We start from the raw sequence: 16217 nt of genomic DNA, 5'->3' as shown, positions 1-16217 counted from the left end.
GGGGTCAGAATCGGAAGGGCCAATGGGTCCAGTAATGCTTGATGTCGCGCCATCGCCCCATCAGGCCATCGGGCTCAAAACGCAGGAACAACACAATCGCGAGTCCATAAATGACGCCTTTGATCTCATAGGCGGCAGTGGAGCCCGACCCGCCGAAGCTGGCGCCGATCATGCCGAACACGAAGCCCAGGCTTTCGTTGAGCAGGACGATGAAAGCCGTTCCGAGCAAGGCGCCGGCTACAGAACCCAGGCCGCCGACGATGAGCATGGAGAGCGCCTCGATCGATATCAGCAGGCTGAAGCTGTCGACATTCAGGTAGCGTGTGTAGTAGGCCAGCAAGCCCCCGGCGATGCCGGTGTAGAAGGCGCTGACCATGAACGCCAGCAACTTGTAGCGCACCAGGTTGACGCCCATGGCCTTGGCTGCGATGTCGTGCTCCCGAATCGCCTGGAACGCCCGGCCAATGCGGCTGCGCAGGATGTTCAGGGTGATGAAGGTGAACACCACCACAAAGCACAGCACCACGTAGTAGTAGCCACGTTCTGCCCCCAGCGCCTGACCGAACAGCGAGGGTTGCGGCACCGTCAAGCCTTCCGAGCCTCCGGTCAGGTCGCCACCGTTGAGGATCAGGTGGTTGATGATCACGGCAAATGCCATCGTCGTGATGGCCAGGTACAGCCCTTTGAGACGCAGCGAGGGTATGCCCACGATGATCCCGGCGATGGCCGCGCTCACGCCACCGGCAAAGATGGACGCCAGCATTGGCCAGCCAAGTTTGCTGGCCACGATGCCGGCCGTGTAGGCGCCGACCGCCAGAAACCCCGAGTGCCCGAGCGAGATCAGCCCGGTGGTCCCGGTCAGCAGGTTCAGGCCCAACACCCCCACCGCTGTGATCAGCAGCAGCAGAATGACGGAGACATAGTACTTGGCCAGCAGCAGTGGCGCGGCCGCCAGCAGCGCCACCAGCAGACACGACCAGACGATGACAGGAACCGAGTCGGTCAGTGCCAGCAGCTGACGATAGTTTTGTTTGAAGTTTCCGCTACGCATCAGACACGCTCGATTTCAGGTTTGCCGAACAGGCCATAGGGTCTGACCATAAGGACGACGAGGATCAAAACAAAACCGGCGATCTCCTTCATGCCGCGGCCGATATAGCCTTCCGACAGATTCTCGACCACCCCGATCAGGATGCCGCCGAGTGCGGCGCCGAACACCGAGTCCAGCCCGCCCAAGATGACCGCGGGAAAGCTGCGCAGACCTGTCGTCCACATGCCGGGATTCACGTCGTAGATCACGCCGATCAACACGCCCGCAATGGCGGCGAGCCCCGCCGACAGGGCCCAGGACAAGGCGAAAATGCGCTTGACATTGATGCCCATCAGCAGGGCTGCAGTTTGCACGTTGGCGGTGGCACGCATGGCGATACCGACCCGCGAATAGCGAAAGAAGGTCCACAGGCCGAGCAGTACGGCCGCCATCAGCCCAACGGAATACAGCTGCGCCGGGTACAGGCCGGCCGGGCCGATCTTGATGACCTCCGTTGGCAGGCCGGCATTGAGCGGCATGGGGTCTGCGCCCCAGATCAGCACCACCACCGAGCGCAGGATCACGGCCAGGCCAATGGTCACCATCACCGTGGAAAACACCGGCTGACCAAGCATCGGACGGATCAGCAAGACCTCGATCAGAAGGCCAATCAGCACCGAGGCCGCGACAGTTGCTGCCAGCATGAGCCAGAAGCCAAATTGGAAGGTGCCGGCCAGGGTGAAGGCGATGTAGGACACCAGCATCATCAGCTCGCCCTGGGCGAAGTTCACCACGCCGGTGGCGCGGTAAATCATCGCAAAGCCCATGCCGATGAAGCCGTAGAGCAGGCCCACGGCGATGCCGGAAATGACCAGTTGCAGAAAATAGTCCATCAGCCCGCTCCTGCGCCGTAGATGATCGCGATCTCTTTCGCGAAGGTTTTTTCGATGACGTTGCGGCGCACCTTCTGGGTGGCGGTGAGTTCGCCGTCGTCGTGGTCGAGTTCTTTTTCCAGGATCAGGAACTTGCGGATGTTCTCGACCCGGGCAAACAGCTTGTTCACACGCTTGACGTCCTCGTCGATCAGTTCGCGCACCTCGGGCAGCGCGGCCAGGCTCTTGTAGGTGGTGTAGGCCAGTTTGCGTTCTTGTGCCCACTTGCCGACCGTTTCGTAGTCGACCTGGATCAGCGCCGCCAAATAGTGGCGTCCGTCGCCCAGGATGATCGCCTCGCGCACATACAGGCTGTCCTTGAGCGCGTTTTCGATCTCCGAGGGCGCGATGTTCTTGCCGCCGCTGGTGATGATGATGGCCTTCTTGCGGTCAACGATCATCAGCTCGCCGTTGTCAGCCAGCGCCACGATGTCGCCCGTGTGCAGCCAGCCGTCCACCACGGTCTTGGCGGTGGCGCCTTCGTCGTGGATGTAGCCCTTGAACACGGCGGGGTGCTTGACGACGAGCTCGCCGTCCTCCGCGATCTTCCAGTTCAGGCCGTCGATGGGCAGGCCGGTGGCGCCCAGTTTGATCGCTTTTTCATGCTGGAAGAAGATCACCCCGCCGGACTCGGTCATGCCGTAGACCTGGTACACCGGAATGCCGAGGATGCGGAAGAACTTCAGTACCTCGGGCGAGACGCTGGCGCCGCCACAGAAGCCGCACTGCATGCGGTCCAGGCCGACGAATTTCTGCAGATTGCGAAACATCAGCAACCACAGAACGAAGAAGTGCAGGCGATCCAACAGACTGCGCTGGCCCCCTTGCGCCTCGACCTTTTCGAACAGACGGCGCCCGGCATCGAAGCAGCGCTGGAAAGCCCAGCGCTGAAAGCGCGAGGCGTCCTGCATGCGGATCAAAATGCCTTGCTGCAGCTTCTCCCAGATGCGCGGCACGCCCAAAAACACCGTGGGTGCGATCTCGCGCAGATTGACGGCTACCGTGTCGATCGATTCGGCGTAATTGACCACGCCACCGGTGAGCAGGTGCATGACCGTCGAGAAGGCACGCTCGGCCACGTGGCACAACGGCAGGTAGCAGACCACTTCGTAGTTGTGCCGGTCGAGCTTGAAATGGGTTTTGAGCTTGTCAACGGTGACGATCAGGTTGCGGTGCGACAGCATCGCGCCCTTGGGCGGCCCGGTGGTGCCCGAGGTGTAGACCAGCATGCAGGTGTCATCGGGCTGGGTGTCCTCGATGGCACGATCAAAGGCGCTCGCGTGCTGGGGCGATGCCGCGGCGTTTTGGTCTCCTAGCTCAAGCACGTCCTCGAACGACATCAGCTTGTCGTGTTTGTAGCCGCGCATCCCCTTCATGTCGACGCAGATGATCTTCACCAGGTCGGGCAGGCCGGTGTCGTGCTTGGCCATGGCGTCGAGCACCTTGTCGACCTGTTCCTGATCGCCGCAGACCACGAACTTGCTGTTCGAGTGGTGCACGATGTACTGCAGTTCCGGCCACGGGTTGGTGGGGTAGATGCCCACCACGACACCGCCGATGGCTTGCGTGGCCAGGTCGGTGAACATCCACTGCGGACTGTCCTCGCTGGCAATCGCCAGCCGGTCGCCCTTGTCGAAGCCCAGAGACTTGAGACCGAGGGCGAAGCGGCGCGCCGTTTCGAAATAGTGCTGCCAGGTCATCCGGTTCCAGATGCCGTAATCTTTCTCGCGAAACGCGAGCGCATCCGGAAAGCGCTGTGCCCAGTGCTGGAGCAGCTTGGGGAATGTGGTGTTGCCGTCGCGCAGTAACGCGTCCAGGTTGTCGATCACGCGGCCTCCTTGGTTTTGCTGCCCAGGTAGGCGTCGATCACGGCCGGGTTGGCCGATATCTCGGCCGGCGTGCCCTCGCCGATCTTGCGGCCGAAGTTGAGCACGCAGACGCGGTCGGAGATGTCCATCACGATGCCCATGTCATGCTCGACCATGAGGACCGAAATGCCGAGTTCGTCGCGGATGTCCAGCACGAAGCGGGCAATGTCTTCGGTCTCCTCGCTGTTCATGCCCGACACCATTTCGTCCAGCAGCAGCAACTTGGGCTCGGTGGCCAGTGCGCGTCCCAACTCGACCCGCTTTTGCAGGCCATAGGACAGGGTGCCCACCGGCATGTCGCGAATTTCCTCGATTTCGAGAAAATCGATGATCTCTTCCACCTTGCGACGGTGTTCGAGCTCCTCGCGCCGCGCCCGTCCGAAGAACCACGAGGCATCCAGCACGTTGGTGGCCATGTGGCAGTGGCGGCCGACCAGCAGGTTGTCCACCACGCTGGCATGTTTGAACACCGCCAGATTCTGGAAGGTCCGACCGATGCCGATGGCGGCCAGGCGGTGTGCCGGCATGCCGGTGATGTCGCTGCCATCGAAATGCACGGTGCCGCTGCTGGGCTTGACGACGCCGCTGATCATGTTGAAGGTGGTCGTCTTGCCGGCCCCGTTGGGGCCGATCAGGGAATAGATTTCACCGCGCCGAACGTGAAAACTGACACCGGCAACGGCTTCGACGCCGCCGAAGCGCTTGGACAGGGTTTCGACCCTTAACAATGTGTCGTTCATGTTTTTTTTCTCAGGACAGCCAGCGTTTGCGCCGCTTGTAATGCTTCACCTCGCGCATGTTCTTGCGCGATCCACCTTCGCCGAAGCCTAGGTAGAACTCGCGCACGTCGTCGTTGCGCAGCATCTTGTCGGCCTCACCGTCGAGCACCACGCGGCCGTTTTCCATGATGTAGCCATAGTCGGCAATGGCCAGCGCCATCTGTGCGTTCTGCTCCACCAGGAGAATGCCCATGCCTTCCTGGCGGCACAGGCGGGTGATGATGTCGAAAATCTCTTCGCTGATCTGTGGCGCCAGACCGAGCGTGGGCTCGTCGAGCATCAGCAGTTTCGGGGACGACATCAGCGCGCGGCCGATGGCCACCATCTGCTGTTCGCCGCCCGACAGGTAGCCCGACACCGTGCTGCGTTTTTGCACCAGACGCGGGAACAGCCCATACACCATCTCCATCTGGCGCCTGGCGTCGGTCAGACTGCGTGTGTAGCCGCCCATCACGAGGTTTTCCTCGACCGTCAACTGGTCGAACAGGCGGCGCCCCTCGGGCACCATGACCACGCCGGCGCGCACGATTTCGTCCGGCGCCAGGCCGGTCAGCTGGCGGTTTTCAAACGTGATCTGGCCACCCTTGATCTCACCGTCTTCCGGATACAGAACGCCCGAAATGCCTTTGAGCGTGGTTGATTTCCCGGCCCCGTTGGAACCGAGCAGGGCGACTATGCGACCTTTGCCGACGGCCAATGAGACCTCTCGCACCGCCTCGATGGTGTTGTCGTAAACGATCTGGACATTGGTGAGATTCAGCATGACAGGCCGCTACTTGCACTGTGCTGCGGCGACTTAACCATTGAACGGGTTTGCCGGTCGAGCGTAGTGGAGGGGTGCGCCAGGATGGCAGCCGCAGTCGTGCAGACCTTCGGCTCGGATGGGCCGGGTGCATGGGCGCGACCATGGTCTCTGGTTGCCAGGGTGCCGTTCGAGGGGGCAGTTAATTTTCTCAAAGGTTGTCTCGTGTTGGCCGTGTTGGGCAGCGTGCCTGCCATGTGCCTTGCCGTTCGGTAGGCGCGATGCCTTGTTTGCATGGCGTTAATCTAACGGTAGTTAGTCTGGCTTCAACTCGGGAAATCCCTATGCAGGTGCCATCAAGTCCGGGTGCGAGTGCGGGCGGGAACTTCTGGCCAGGTTCGCTTCAGCATGAATGCCGGTGATTCACCGTCAGCGGATTCAAGACTGAAGTGCAACACCTGCCCCCGAGTACGGTCCGCAGATGCAAAGCAGCCCACCCAAGCGCAAACGACTACCTCGCAACAAAGGAAAAGGCCGAAGAGCTCAGATACTATTGCTCCGGCCCCATGAATTTTGAACTTTCGTGGATCGTTTGCCTGTGGCAGTCGGTCCACGACTCGCGACTTCAAAGGGCCGGAACAATAGATGGACATGGTGAGCATCCATGTGCGTCCGCCCGAGATTGAAGACCGGCAGTTGCCCGGGCACGGGGAGGGTGACCTGATCAAGGGTGCTGCGAACGCCAGCGCGGTGGGCACCCTGGTGGAGTGCACCAGTCGGGCTGCTCATGCTCATCAAGCTGCACGGGTTCAAGCCCGCCAGCGCGGTCAATGTCCTGCAGGCCTTTTCTGACAAGCTGCTGAGGCTCGCTGAGCCTATGTGCCAGAGCATGACGTACGACCAGTGCCGGGAGAAGGCGATGCGCAGGGAACTGAGCCGACGCACGGACATTGCGGTGTACTTCTGTTACCCCCACAGCCCTTGGCAGCGAGGCTCTAACGAGAACTCCAACGAGCTGGTGCGCCAGTACCAGCCCAAGGGCTCGGACCTCTCAGGGTACAGCCAGGAGCAGCTCGATGCGATTGCCGATCAGATCAACAACCCGCCCTGGAAGGGGTAGGGCGCACGATCCCCCTCTGGCAGTCTATCGGGACCTCCTGCTCAATAGCACGCAACACCCACCCTCGTTCATTGAAACCCAGGGTATTGCACTTTAGATTTGAATCACTCTCGGCTACATTCCCGCGTAGTTCGGCCCGCCGCCGCCTTCGGGCGTCACCCAGACGATGTTCTGCGTCGGATCCTTGATGTCGCAGGTTTTGCAGTGCACGCAGTTCTGCGCGTTGATCTGCAGCCGGTCCGAGCCGTCGTCGTTCTTTACGAATTCGTAAACGCCGGCCGGGCAGTAACGGCTCTCGGGGCCGGCGTATTTCGCCAGATTGATCTGCACCGGCACGCTGGCGTCCTTGAGCGTCAGGTGCGCGGGCTGGTTTTCTTCGTGGTTGGTGTTGCTGACGAACACGCTGGAGAGCCGGTCGAAGGTGAGCTTGCCGTCGGGCTTAGGGTAGCTGATCTGCGGCATCTCGGCGGCCGGGCGCAGGCTGGCGTGGTCGGCCTGGGTGCGGTGGATCGTCCAGGGCGGACGCTTGATGCCAAGCCTGGGCAGCAGCCACTGTTCAATGCCGGTCATCAGGGCTCCGACGAGGCTGCCCTTCTTGAACCACTGTTTGAAGTTGCGCGACTGGTCGAGTTCGGTGTGCAGCCAGCTGTTTTCGAACGCAGCGGGGTAGGCGCTGAGTTCGTCGCCGCTGCGTCCGGCGGCCAGGGCTTCAAACGCGGCTTCGGCGGCCAGCATGCCGCTCTTGATGGCGGCGTGGCTGCCTTTGATGCGTGCGGCGTTCAGGTAGCCGGCATCACAGCCGATCAGCGCGCCGCCCGGGAACACGGTCTTGGGCAGGCTGAGCAGGCCACCGGCGGTGATGGCGCGCGCGCCGTAGCCGATGCGCTTGCCGCCTTCGATGTGGGCGCGAATGGCGGGGTGGGCCTTCCAGCGCTGCATTTCCTCAAAGGGGCTGAGCCATGGGTTCTTGTAGTCGAGCCCGGTGACGAAGCCAAGCGTGACCTTGTTTCCTTCCAAGTGGTAGAGAAAACCGCCGCCGTAGGTCTGGGTGTCCATTGGCCAGCCGGCCGTGTGTACCACACGGCCGGGTTGGGCGCGGGTCGGGTCGATCTCCCAAAGTTCCTTGATGCCGATGGCATGGCTTTGCGGATCGCGGCCTTCGTCAAGCTTGTATTTAGCGATGAGTTGCTTGCCCAGGTGGCCGCGCGCGCCTTCGGCAAAGATGGTGTATTTGGCATGCAACTCCATGCCGAGCTGGAAGCCGTCGTGCGGCAGGCCGTCCTTGCCAATGCCAAGGTTGCCGGTAGCTACTCCTTTGACCGAATCGTTGTCGTCGTACAGAACCTCGGTGGCTGTGAAGCCCGGGAAGATTTCCACGCCCAAGCCTTCAGCCTGCTCGCCCAGCCATTGGGTCAGGGCGCCCAGGCTGATGACGTAGTTGTCCTCGTTGTGGAAGCAGTCGGGCACCAGGAAGTTGGGTGTGCGCCTGGCACCGGTTTCGCTCAGGAAAAGCACGTCGTCGCCGGTAACGGGTTGGTTCAGCGGTGCGCCCAGATCCTTCCAGTTGGGGAATAGTTCGTTCAGTGCGATTGGGTCCATGACCGCGCCGGAAAGAATGTGAGCGCCGGGCGCGGAGCCTTTTTCCAGCAGCACCACCGAGACGTCCTCGCCCTTTCCAGCCGCGAGCTGCTTGAGGTGGATGGCCGTGGCCAAACCTCCGGGGCCGGCGCCCACCACCACCACGTCATACTCCATCGCTTCGCGGGGACCGTATTGTTCGAGCAGGGAGGTGGGCTTCATGCGGAGAGGGTCAAAAAGGTGGCGACCCTGGGGCCGAAGTTGACGAAAAAAAGGGGGGGGTCAGGGTCGGTTGTCGACCGGCAGCGGCGGTGCGGTGCGCGGTGCGCCGTCACGTTTGTAGACCATCACCGTGCGTTTGAAGGTGCAGACAATGACGCCGCTCTGGTTATAGCCTTCGGTGCGCACCGTGACGACGCCGACATTGGTTCGCGACCGCGACTCGCGCCTGTCCAGCACCGTGGAACGTGAATAGAGCGTGTCGCCTTCAAACACCGGATTCGGAAGTCGAACTTCGTCCCACCCCAGGTTGGCCATGACGTTTTGCGAGACATCGCTCACCGTCTGCCCCGTCACGAGGGCCAGCGTGAGGCAGGAATTGATGAGCGGACGGCCGAACTCCGTCTGCGCGGCGTAGTGGGCATCGAAGTGCAGCGGAGCCGTGTTTTGCGTCAGCAACGTGAACCAGATGTTGTCGTTCTGGGTCAGTGTGCGACCGAGGCCATGCCGATACTCGTCGCCGACCTCGAAGTCTTCATAGAATCGGCCGCGCCAGCCTTCTTTGATGGTCATTTGCTGCTCCTGCGGCGGGTTGTCCAATTTGGGAGTCCCCAGACGCAGCCGGTCAGCGTGCCACTGCGCAATGTAGGCGACATGTGGACTATTGCTGTCAGTTTCTCGGCCCGGCTTGTTGAAGTTGCCGGCAATGCATCGCGACTATGCTTTGTCATGCGTGAGAATTCCATCGAACACGATCCCCGTTATTTGACGCGAGAAGTCACGAAAAGAGCCGCGTTGGGGGTTGTACCATTCGACGGTCCAGTTCAATGCCCCAATCACGAAAAGCCGAATCATGGCCGTGCTGGTGTCGTCGCGCAATTCGCCACTGGCGAGCGCTGATTCGAGAAGCTGATCCCAATAGTCTGCGTAAGCCCGCCGCACGACCCGGTGGCGATTTTTTGCGCTGGTCGGGATTTGGCCGTAGATGCGGATGTTGGCTGACGTGAAGTCGCCATAATGCAGCATTCCCCAGAGATGGCCTTCAATGCCAGCGGCGATTCGATCTCGCCAGGGTGCACTTTCGGGAAGAGCCGCAACACGGGTGCGTACGGCATCTGCGACGATGGTGATGCCTTTGTCCAATACCTCGCCCAGGATCTGCTCTTTCGATTCGAAGTGATAGTAGATACTGCCGGCTTTGACGCCGGCAGCATCCGCAACCTCGCGCAAAGTAGTTGCTGCATAACCATGATGCCTGAATAGCCTTGCAGCTTCGAGCAGCACGCGTTCGCGTGTGGCGGGACCATCCACCTCATTTTTGCTGGGTTTTGCGTCTGTATTTGACATCATTTGACCGTTTGGTAGATCCAAATTTCGAATCGTATCAAACCTAGCTTTGGTCGAAGGGGCGGCCTTGAGCAACGTCTCGTCGCGCGGGGTTGCTCACTTGCGACCATTCGCCCACTGCCTGAAATCAGGCCGGCGTTTTTCCAGGAAAGCGCTCACGCCTTCTTTGGACTCTGCCGTGTCGTAGTACAGGCTCAGCGCTTGAAGTCCCAGGCTGCCGATCCCGCGAATGTGCTCGGTGGATGCATTGAACGAACGTTTCGCGATCGCCAGAGCCGTCGGACTTTTTTCGACAATTTCCTTGCACCAGCGGGCGACTTCGGCGTCGAGCTGGTCGTGGGGCACGACGGTGTTGCACAGACCCATGGCCAAGGCCTCCTGTGCACTGTAGCGGCGGCACATGTACCAGATCTCGCGGGCTTTCTTTTCGCCAACCACATGGCTCAGGTAAGCTGTGCCCCAGCCAGGGTCGACCGAGCCTACTTTCGGGCCGACTTGGCCAAACACGGCCTTTTCCGAGGCAATGGTCATGTCGCACAAGGTGGCCAGGACATTGCCGCCGCCAATGGCGTAACCCTGCACGCGGGCGATCACGGGCTTGGGCACGTCACGAATGGCGCTGTGAAACTCTTCCACCGGGATACCGATGGTGCCCCGGCCGTCGTACTGGCCGGCATGAGCCGACTGATCGCCGCCGGTGCAGAAAGCACGGTCACCCGTCCCGGTGAGCACAATGGCGGCGATTCGCTTGTCCCAGCCTGCTTTCATGAATGCCTGCAGCAGTTCCTCGACGGTCTGGCCGCGAAACGCATTCATCACTTCGGGGCGGTTGATCGCGATGTAGGCCACCGAGTCGAGTTCTTCGTAGAGGATGTCCTTGAATTCCATGGGTTTTCCTTTTTGTCTGTTATTTCAATGCCGCATGTCTTTCGACCGTGCCCGGGCGTTTACCCAATCATGCTGTAACCACCAGACACTGAAAGAACCTGCCCGGTGACATGGCCCGCAGCCTTCGCTGAAGACAGGAAGACGACGGCATTGGCAATATCCTGCGGCCGTCCCACCTTGCGCAACGGCAGCGCCTTGGCGACTTTTTCCAGTTGCTCCGGCGTGAACATACTGTCGGCATCAATCCACATGCTGCTTCCGCCCACTTCGTCGGTGGTACTGGGGATAGTGACGCCGGGGCATACCACGTTGCAGCGGATGCCGTAACGCCCGTTTTCCTTGGCGATCGTTTTCATGAAGCTGTTGATGGCAGCCTTGACGCCGCCATACACCGCTTCACGTGGCTCACCTTGCCGACTGGCATCAGAGCTGATGGAGACGATTGAGCCGGCGTTGCGAGGAACCATGACTTCAAGCGCGGTCTTGGTGCAGTTGAGAACGCCGAGGTAGTTGATGTTGATGATCTTTTGCCACAGATCGGGGGTCGTCTGCGTGAAGAACATCAACTGGTCCCAGCCGACGTTGTTGACGAGGACATCGACGCCGCCGAACTTGTCCGAGGCTGCCTTGAACATGGCTTGCACCTGGTCAAGTTGGGTGACATCGGTCTTGACAACCTGCGCCGACGCCGCGCCGCTCGCCAGCGCGAGTTCTGCCGTCTTTTGCGCCTGACTTTCGTCGATGTCGCCGATGGTGATGTTGGCGCCTTCCGCGGCGAAGCCGAGCACGATGCCGCGGCCAATGTTCGAGCCGCCACCCGTGACGATGACCGATTTTCCTTTTAGTTCGAGATCCATACTGATTGCTCCTTGCGCTTTAGGCGCCACATTGGTGAGGATGAAATTATGACTATCTAACGATAGTTAGATAGCGGGCGAGATTTCCTGTGTTGGATGGTGCGCCTGGCAGCTACCACTGCAATCCACTGTGGCATAGGCTGCCACCTGTCGATTCAAGAGAGGGATGAAAATCCGAGAAACAAGATGGGATGGTTCACTATCAGTGCGCAACGCGTCTGACCGTGATCCATCCCAAGGGAAGGCAATTACTGTTTGTTCTTGGCGAACTCGCCAGATTCTTTCTTCACGATGTCCTGGACCACATCGTCATACGCCGAGAACCAGTCAGTCTGGGGCACCCACTTGGCGCCGTCCCACATGTCGATGCGGGTTTTGCCGCCGCCGCCATGGTCTTTGGCGGTCACCGTCACGGGGGCGATCAGGCCTTCGGCATCAAAGTTTTTCAAGCTTTCCAGTCCGCGCTTCATTTTGTCAGGGTTGAGGGGCCAGCCACTTTGTTTGATGGCTAGGCGAGCGCCTTCGAAAACGCTGGCATAGATGGCCAGACCGGTGTTGTAGTAAACATCGTTGAGATGCTTGCGGTCACCGCTGCCCTTGTTTTTCTCATACAGGTCCTTGATGATCTGCTGAATCAGCGGGTGGCTCTGTCCACCCGTCACGTTGGTGCCGCGCTTGAGGCCTTTTGCGTTTTCCAGACCAATGTTGGCAAGGTCAACTTCGTTGAGCCAATTGACGGAAATGTACTTGTCCATCGGGATGCCGTTGCGCTTCATTTCGCGCGAGGCGACGACGTGCATGCCGGCCAGGTTCCAGCTGATCACCCAGTCGGGGTTGTTGCGGCGGATCTGGGACCAAGCGGCGGCCTGGTCATTGCCCGGCATCGGGTTGGGAACCAACTGCAGGTCAAAGCCCTCTTTGGCCGCAAGTGTCGTCAACACGCCGATCGGTTCCTGCCCGAACGGATAGTCGGGGTAGATGAACGAAATCTTCACGCCCTTGAGGTTGTTGTTGGACTTGGTTTTGATGTAGTGGATATTGTTGGCCATTTGACCCCAGTAGGTGGGCCCAATGGGGAAAATCCACTTGAACACATCACCATCGACCGCATCGCCACGACCTACAAAGGATTGCACCATCACATTGCCATCCGCCATGGCGCGCGGCAGAACGGCGCGGGAAACCGGCGTGGACAGGAAATCAAAGGCAACGGCGCCTTCGCGTTTCATCTTTTCGTAGCACTCAATGCCACGCTGCGGCTCGTTGCCATGGTCTTGAACCAGTATCTCGATTGGGTGGCCTTCAATGCCGCCTTTCTGATTCAATATCTTGGCATAGTCATTCGCCGCCTGGGCAATTTGTGGCGTCACAAAGCCGTAGGATTTACTCAGGTCATAACAAAGCGCGAATTTGACGGGCTGGGCTGGTGCCTGCGCCTGCGCGGACTGCAGACCGGCCAGCGCCAATCCCAGGCCAGCAAGAATGGAAAGCTGTTTGATTTTCATGATGATGTTTCCTGTTTAGTTATTACGGGGTGAAATGCAGTCTGTAGAAGGCACGCCGTACAGTCGTGCCCGAGGCCTGACCGAGGCGTATCGCTACTGCTTCGACTTGGCGAACTCCGCCGATTCCTTCTTGGCGCTTTCCTGGACTACATCGTCGTATGCGGAGAACCAGCCAGTCTCTGGCACCCACTTCGCGCCATCCCACATGTCGATGCGCGTCTTGCCGCCGCCGCCATGGTCCTTGGCCGTCACAGTTACAGGGGCGATGAGGCCGTTAGCGTCGAAGTTGCGCAGGCTCTCCAGCCCGCGCTTCATCTTGTCGGATGTCAGAGGCCAGCCATACTGCTTGATTGCCAGACGCGCGCCTTCGAAAACAGGAGCGTAGGTGGCCAGCCCAGTGTTGTAGAAGATGTCATTGGTATGCTTGCGGTCGCCGTTGCCCTTTCCCTTGTCATACAGATCCTTCAGGATCTGCTGGATCAGCGGGTGCTCCTGACCGCCCACCACATTAGTGCCGCGCTTGATGCCCTTGGCTGCGTCGGCGCCAATGTTCGCGATGTCCACTTCGTTGAACCAATTGACGGCGATGTACTTGTCCATCGGCATGGCGTTGCGTTTCATTTCGCGCGAGGCAACAACGTGCATGTTGCCCAGATTCCAGCTGATGACCCAATCGGGGTTGAAGCGGCGGATCTGGGACCACGCCCCTGACTGATTGTTACCAGGCAGCGGGTTCGGGAACAATTGGAGGTCGAAGCCTTCCTTTGCCGCGAGTGTCTTCAACACGCCGATGGGTTCCAACCCAAACGCGGTGTCCAGGTAAAAGAATGCGATCTTCACCCCCTTGAGGTTGTTGTTCGACTTGGACTTGATGTACTGGATGTTATTGGCTGCTTGGCTCCAATAGGTGGGCCCGATGGGGAATATCCACTTGAACACATCGCCGTCGACTGCATCGCTGCGGCCAGTAAAGGATGAAATCATCACATTGTTGTCCTGCATTGCGCGCGGCAGCAGCGCGCGCCCGACCGGCGTGGAAAAGAAGTCGAAGGTGATCGCACCCTCGCGCTTCATCTTTTCATAGCACTCGATGCCCCGCTGCGGTTCGTTGCCATGGTCTTGAACCAGAATCTCGACCGGATGGCCTTCGATGCCGCCTTTCTGGTTGAGTATCTGCGCATAGTCGCGCGCGGCCTGGGCAACTTGCGGTACGGCGAAGGCGTAAACCTTGCTCAGGTCGTAACATAGCGCAAATTTAATCGGTTCGGTCTGGGCTTGGGCCAGCGCGGGCTGGACGTTGGACATCGCCATCCCCACGCCAGCAAGAATTGAAAGCAGTTTGATTTTCATGGTGATGTCTCCTGTTTAGCTAGCACGGGGTGAAATGCAGTCTGTAGTAGGAATGCCGGTCGTGCCCAAGACTTAATGCGAGAGCTCGACGCGATGTGGAGGTGTCCATGCTACGAGAAACTAGTTTCAGGTGAGCCAGCGTTTGCGCCGACTATAGTGTTTGATGTCATGGAAGCTTCGCCCTTCGGTGCCTCCTAGATAGAACTCCTGGATGTCCGGGTTTTTCTTCATGGCTTCTGCGCTGTCATGCATCACCACGCGTCCGTTCTCGATCAGATAGCCATGCGAGACGACCTCTAAAGCTGCAATTGCGTTTTGTTCCACCAGCAGAACGGACAGGCCTTCTTCCTTGTTGATGCGCCGAACAATGTCGAAAATCTCGGCCACCAGAAAAGGCGCGAGACCAAGACTCGGCTCGTCAAGCATCAGCAGCTTGGGTTGCGTCATCAAGGCACGGCCAATGGCCAGCATCTGCTGCTCGCCGCCTGACAGGTAGCCGGACTGCGCGGTGCGCCGCTGATGCAAGCGCGGGAAATAGCTGTAAACCATATCCTTGTTACGCAGCATGTCTTGGCGGGTGCCACGAACCGCCGAGGCCGCCACCAGGTTTTCGTCAGGCGTCATGTGTTCGAACACACGCCGCCCTTCCAGCACATGCACGATACCGAGCTTGACGCGCTCCTGCGGCGCCAGTGCATCGATGTTCTGACCCAGGAATTGCACCTCACCGCGGGTTACCAGGCCGCGCTCAGGGCGCAGCAGGCCGCTGATCGACTTCAGCGTCGTGCTTTTGCCAGCGCCGTTGGCGCCCAGCAGTGCCACCATGGCGCCTTGCGGCACATCGATCGAAACGCCCTTGATGGCGAGCGATACATGATCGTAGATGACCTCGACATTGTTCAGTGACAATATCAATGCAGGTTCCGCAGTCTGGTTTTGCATCAGCGTTGGGTTGGAAGTCAAGTTGTCAGTCGCCATGATGTCGTTTTTACTTTCGGGCGTAGCCGAAGGGCCAGACCAGCAGGTAGTTGCGCAGATTGGTGTACATCTTGCCCAGCCCCATAGGCTCAACCAGCAGGAAAATAATGATCAGTGCGCCATAAACCGCATGTGGAATGTGGGCCAGCGTTTCGATCCCGAGCGAGATGCCCAGGAGCTGCGCCAGCCAGCCGATCAGACTGTTCATCAGGCCGGGCATCAACAGAATGAAGGCGGCCCCAAAATAGCTGCCGATGATGCTGCCCAGTCCGCCGACGATCACCATGGCCAGCAACTCGATGGAGACATTGACGGCAAATTGCTCCGGTGTGGCTGCTCGGTAGAAGGTGAAGATCAGGATGGCGCCGCTGATGCCGCCAATGAAGGACGAGGTGGCGAACGCCACCAGCTTGTAATACAGGCTGTGCACGCCAATGACCGCCGCAGCGAAGTCCTTTTCACGCACCGCAATGAGCGCGCGGCCAAGCCCGGTGCGGCGCAAGTTGAGCATGAACACGGTGACGATCAGGCACCAGCCCAGCGCCACGTAATAGAGTCCGGTATCCGAGGTGATGGCCTGGCCGAGCAGGCTGATGTCAGGTGCCTGCAGTGTGGCCTGGGTGCCGCCGCTGATGGCCGGCACGTGGGAGATCACCCAGTCCATCACGAACTGCAGGGCCAGCGTGCTGAGCGCCAGATACAGGCCTTTCACGCGCAGCGCCGCGAAAGCGAAAACGATGCCGATCACAGCGGCCATCACGCCGCCGAGCACCATCGCGATCTCCCAGGGAATGCCGTTGCGTACGCCGTGCACCGCCGTGTAGGCGCCGATGCCCATGATGGCGGCATAGCCGAAGTGGAACTGTCCGGTCCAGCCCAGGATCAGGTTCAAGCCGAGCACGGCCGCAGTCCACACCAGCCACGGTAACAACTGGGTGCTGAGGACGAGCGTGCTCATGGTGAATGGCGCAGTTAACGCAAAGGCCAGCAACAAGCCGATCATCCAGCGATCCGCGGGGAGCGG

Annotated in this window: 14 protein-coding genes and 1 pseudogene; 1 reads left to right on the top strand and 14 read right to left on the bottom strand. The window is 59.9% G+C overall.

The genetic code is table 11. From position 1 onward, the window contains the following. Positions 1-4 precede the first annotated feature (4 nt). From CAP37_RS14245 to CAP37_RS14225, 5 genes are read right to left on the bottom strand one after another with little or no spacing between them, the layout of a single operon-like run. Entirely contained in the window at positions 5-1051 is a 1047-nt protein-coding gene (locus tag CAP37_RS14245) for a branched-chain amino acid ABC transporter permease (protein ID WP_056278277.1), read from the bottom strand. Then, positions 1051-1923, bottom strand: a complete 873-nt coding sequence (locus CAP37_RS14240) for a branched-chain amino acid ABC transporter permease (protein WP_056278272.1) — start codon at positions 1921-1923, stop codon at positions 1051-1053. The genes CAP37_RS14245 and CAP37_RS14240 overlap by 1 nt, the downstream gene beginning before the upstream one ends. Then, on the bottom strand, positions 1923-3791 hold the full coding sequence (locus CAP37_RS14235; RefSeq protein WP_086124711.1) for a long-chain fatty acid--CoA ligase: 1869 nt from the start codon (positions 3789-3791) through the stop codon (positions 1923-1925). The genes CAP37_RS14240 and CAP37_RS14235 overlap by 1 nt, the downstream gene beginning before the upstream one ends. Further along, positions 3788-4570 (bottom strand): ABC transporter ATP-binding protein, encoded by a 783-nt coding sequence (locus CAP37_RS14230; RefSeq protein ID WP_056278265.1) that lies wholly within the window; start codon positions 4568-4570, stop codon positions 3788-3790. Before CAP37_RS14230 ends, CAP37_RS14235 begins: the two co-directional genes overlap by 4 nt. A gap of 10 nt (positions 4571-4580) precedes the next feature. Next, positions 4581-5372: an ABC transporter ATP-binding protein gene (locus CAP37_RS14225; RefSeq protein ID WP_056278262.1), complete on the bottom strand. Its 792-nt coding sequence runs from the start codon at positions 5370-5372 to the stop codon at positions 4581-4583. Positions 5373-5999: 627 nt separating this feature from the next. Between CAP37_RS14225 and CAP37_RS22050 the strand changes: the two are divergent. Beyond that, a pseudogene (locus CAP37_RS22050) lies at positions 6000-6459 on the top strand (IS30 family transposase); the annotation flags it as partial. 126 nt (positions 6460-6585) lie between these two features. On the opposite strand, the gene CAP37_RS14215 reads toward CAP37_RS22050, so the two are convergent. From CAP37_RS14215 to CAP37_RS14175, 9 genes are all read right to left on the bottom strand, one after another. Further along, the gene (locus CAP37_RS14215; RefSeq protein WP_086124710.1) at positions 6586-8271 is read right to left on the bottom strand and encodes an electron transfer flavoprotein-ubiquinone oxidoreductase; all 1686 of its coding nucleotides are present in this window, start codon (positions 8269-8271) and stop codon (positions 6586-6588) included. A gap of 60 nt (positions 8272-8331) precedes the next feature. Beyond that, positions 8332-8841, bottom strand: a complete 510-nt coding sequence (locus tag CAP37_RS14210; RefSeq protein WP_056278252.1) for a MaoC family dehydratase — start codon at positions 8839-8841, stop codon at positions 8332-8334. 144 nt (positions 8842-8985) lie between these two features. Continuing rightward, positions 8986-9690 carry a TetR/AcrR family transcriptional regulator gene (locus CAP37_RS14205; RefSeq protein ID WP_236944069.1) on the bottom strand — a complete coding sequence of 235 codons (705 nt, stop codon included), beginning with the start codon at positions 9688-9690 and terminating at the stop codon, positions 8986-8988. 21 nt (positions 9691-9711) lie between these two features. Beyond that, a complete protein-coding gene (badI, locus tag CAP37_RS14200; protein WP_056278247.1) occupies positions 9712-10503 on the bottom strand; it encodes a 2-ketocyclohexanecarboxyl-CoA hydrolase in 792 nt (263 codons plus the stop codon). A gap of 59 nt (positions 10504-10562) precedes the next feature. After that, positions 10563-11360: an SDR family NAD(P)-dependent oxidoreductase gene (locus CAP37_RS14195; protein ID WP_008905455.1), complete on the bottom strand. Its 798-nt coding sequence runs from the start codon at positions 11358-11360 to the stop codon at positions 10563-10565. A gap of 248 nt (positions 11361-11608) precedes the next feature. Further along, entirely contained in the window at positions 11609-12865 is a 1257-nt protein-coding gene (locus tag CAP37_RS14190; RefSeq protein WP_056278244.1) for an ABC transporter substrate-binding protein, read from the bottom strand. Between the two features lie 93 nt (positions 12866-12958). Beyond that, positions 12959-14215: an ABC transporter substrate-binding protein gene (locus tag CAP37_RS14185; protein ID WP_008905457.1), complete on the bottom strand. Its 1257-nt coding sequence runs from the start codon at positions 14213-14215 to the stop codon at positions 12959-12961. A 126-nt stretch (positions 14216-14341) separates the two neighbouring features. Beyond that, the gene (locus tag CAP37_RS14180; RefSeq protein WP_082586007.1) at positions 14342-15193 is read right to left on the bottom strand and encodes an ABC transporter ATP-binding protein; all 852 of its coding nucleotides are present in this window, start codon (positions 15191-15193) and stop codon (positions 14342-14344) included. 10 nt (positions 15194-15203) lie between these two features. Beyond that, entirely contained in the window at positions 15204-16151 is a 948-nt protein-coding gene (locus CAP37_RS14175) for a branched-chain amino acid ABC transporter permease (protein ID WP_235501455.1), read from the bottom strand. Between the last annotated feature and the right edge of the window lie 66 nt (positions 16152-16217).

It is taken from the genome of Hydrogenophaga sp. IBVHS1, assembly GCF_002127265.1.
In the GTDB taxonomy this organism is placed as follows: domain Bacteria; phylum Pseudomonadota; class Gammaproteobacteria; order Burkholderiales; family Burkholderiaceae_C; genus Hydrogenophaga.
This window is presented reverse-complemented; position numbering and strand designations above follow the sequence as displayed.

Coding starts and splice junctions, on each gene's coding strand:
- CAP37_RS14245 (WP_056278277.1), bottom strand. CDS start 1,051: ATGCGTAGCGGAAACTTCAAACAAAACTATCGTCAGCTGCTGGCACTG.
- CAP37_RS14185 (WP_008905457.1), bottom strand. CDS start 14,215: ATGAAAATCAAACTGCTTTCAATTCTTGCTGGCGTGGGGATGGCGATG.
- CAP37_RS14180 (WP_082586007.1), bottom strand. CDS start 15,193: ATGGCGACTGACAACTTGACTTCCAACCCAACGCTGATGCAAAACCAG.
- CAP37_RS14215 (WP_086124710.1), bottom strand. CDS start 8,271: ATGAAGCCCACCTCCCTGCTCGAACAATACGGTCCCCGCGAAGCGATG.
- CAP37_RS14210 (WP_056278252.1), bottom strand. CDS start 8,841: ATGACCATCAAAGAAGGCTGGCGCGGCCGATTCTATGAAGACTTCGAG.
- CAP37_RS14190 (WP_056278244.1), bottom strand. CDS start 12,865: ATGAAAATCAAACAGCTTTCCATTCTTGCTGGCCTGGGATTGGCGCTG.
- badI (WP_056278247.1), bottom strand. CDS start 10,503: ATGGAATTCAAGGACATCCTCTACGAAGAACTCGACTCGGTGGCCTAC.
- CAP37_RS14230 (WP_056278265.1), bottom strand. CDS start 4,570: ATGAACGACACATTGTTAAGGGTCGAAACCCTGTCCAAGCGCTTCGGC.
- CAP37_RS14240 (WP_056278272.1), bottom strand. CDS start 1,923: ATGGACTATTTTCTGCAACTGGTCATTTCCGGCATCGCCGTGGGCCTG.
- CAP37_RS14195 (WP_008905455.1), bottom strand. CDS start 11,360: ATGGATCTCGAACTAAAAGGAAAATCGGTCATCGTCACGGGTGGCGGC.
- CAP37_RS14175 (WP_235501455.1), bottom strand. CDS start 16,151: ATGAGCACGCTCGTCCTCAGCACCCAGTTGTTACCGTGGCTGGTGTGG.
- CAP37_RS14225 (WP_056278262.1), bottom strand. CDS start 5,372: ATGCTGAATCTCACCAATGTCCAGATCGTTTACGACAACACCATCGAG.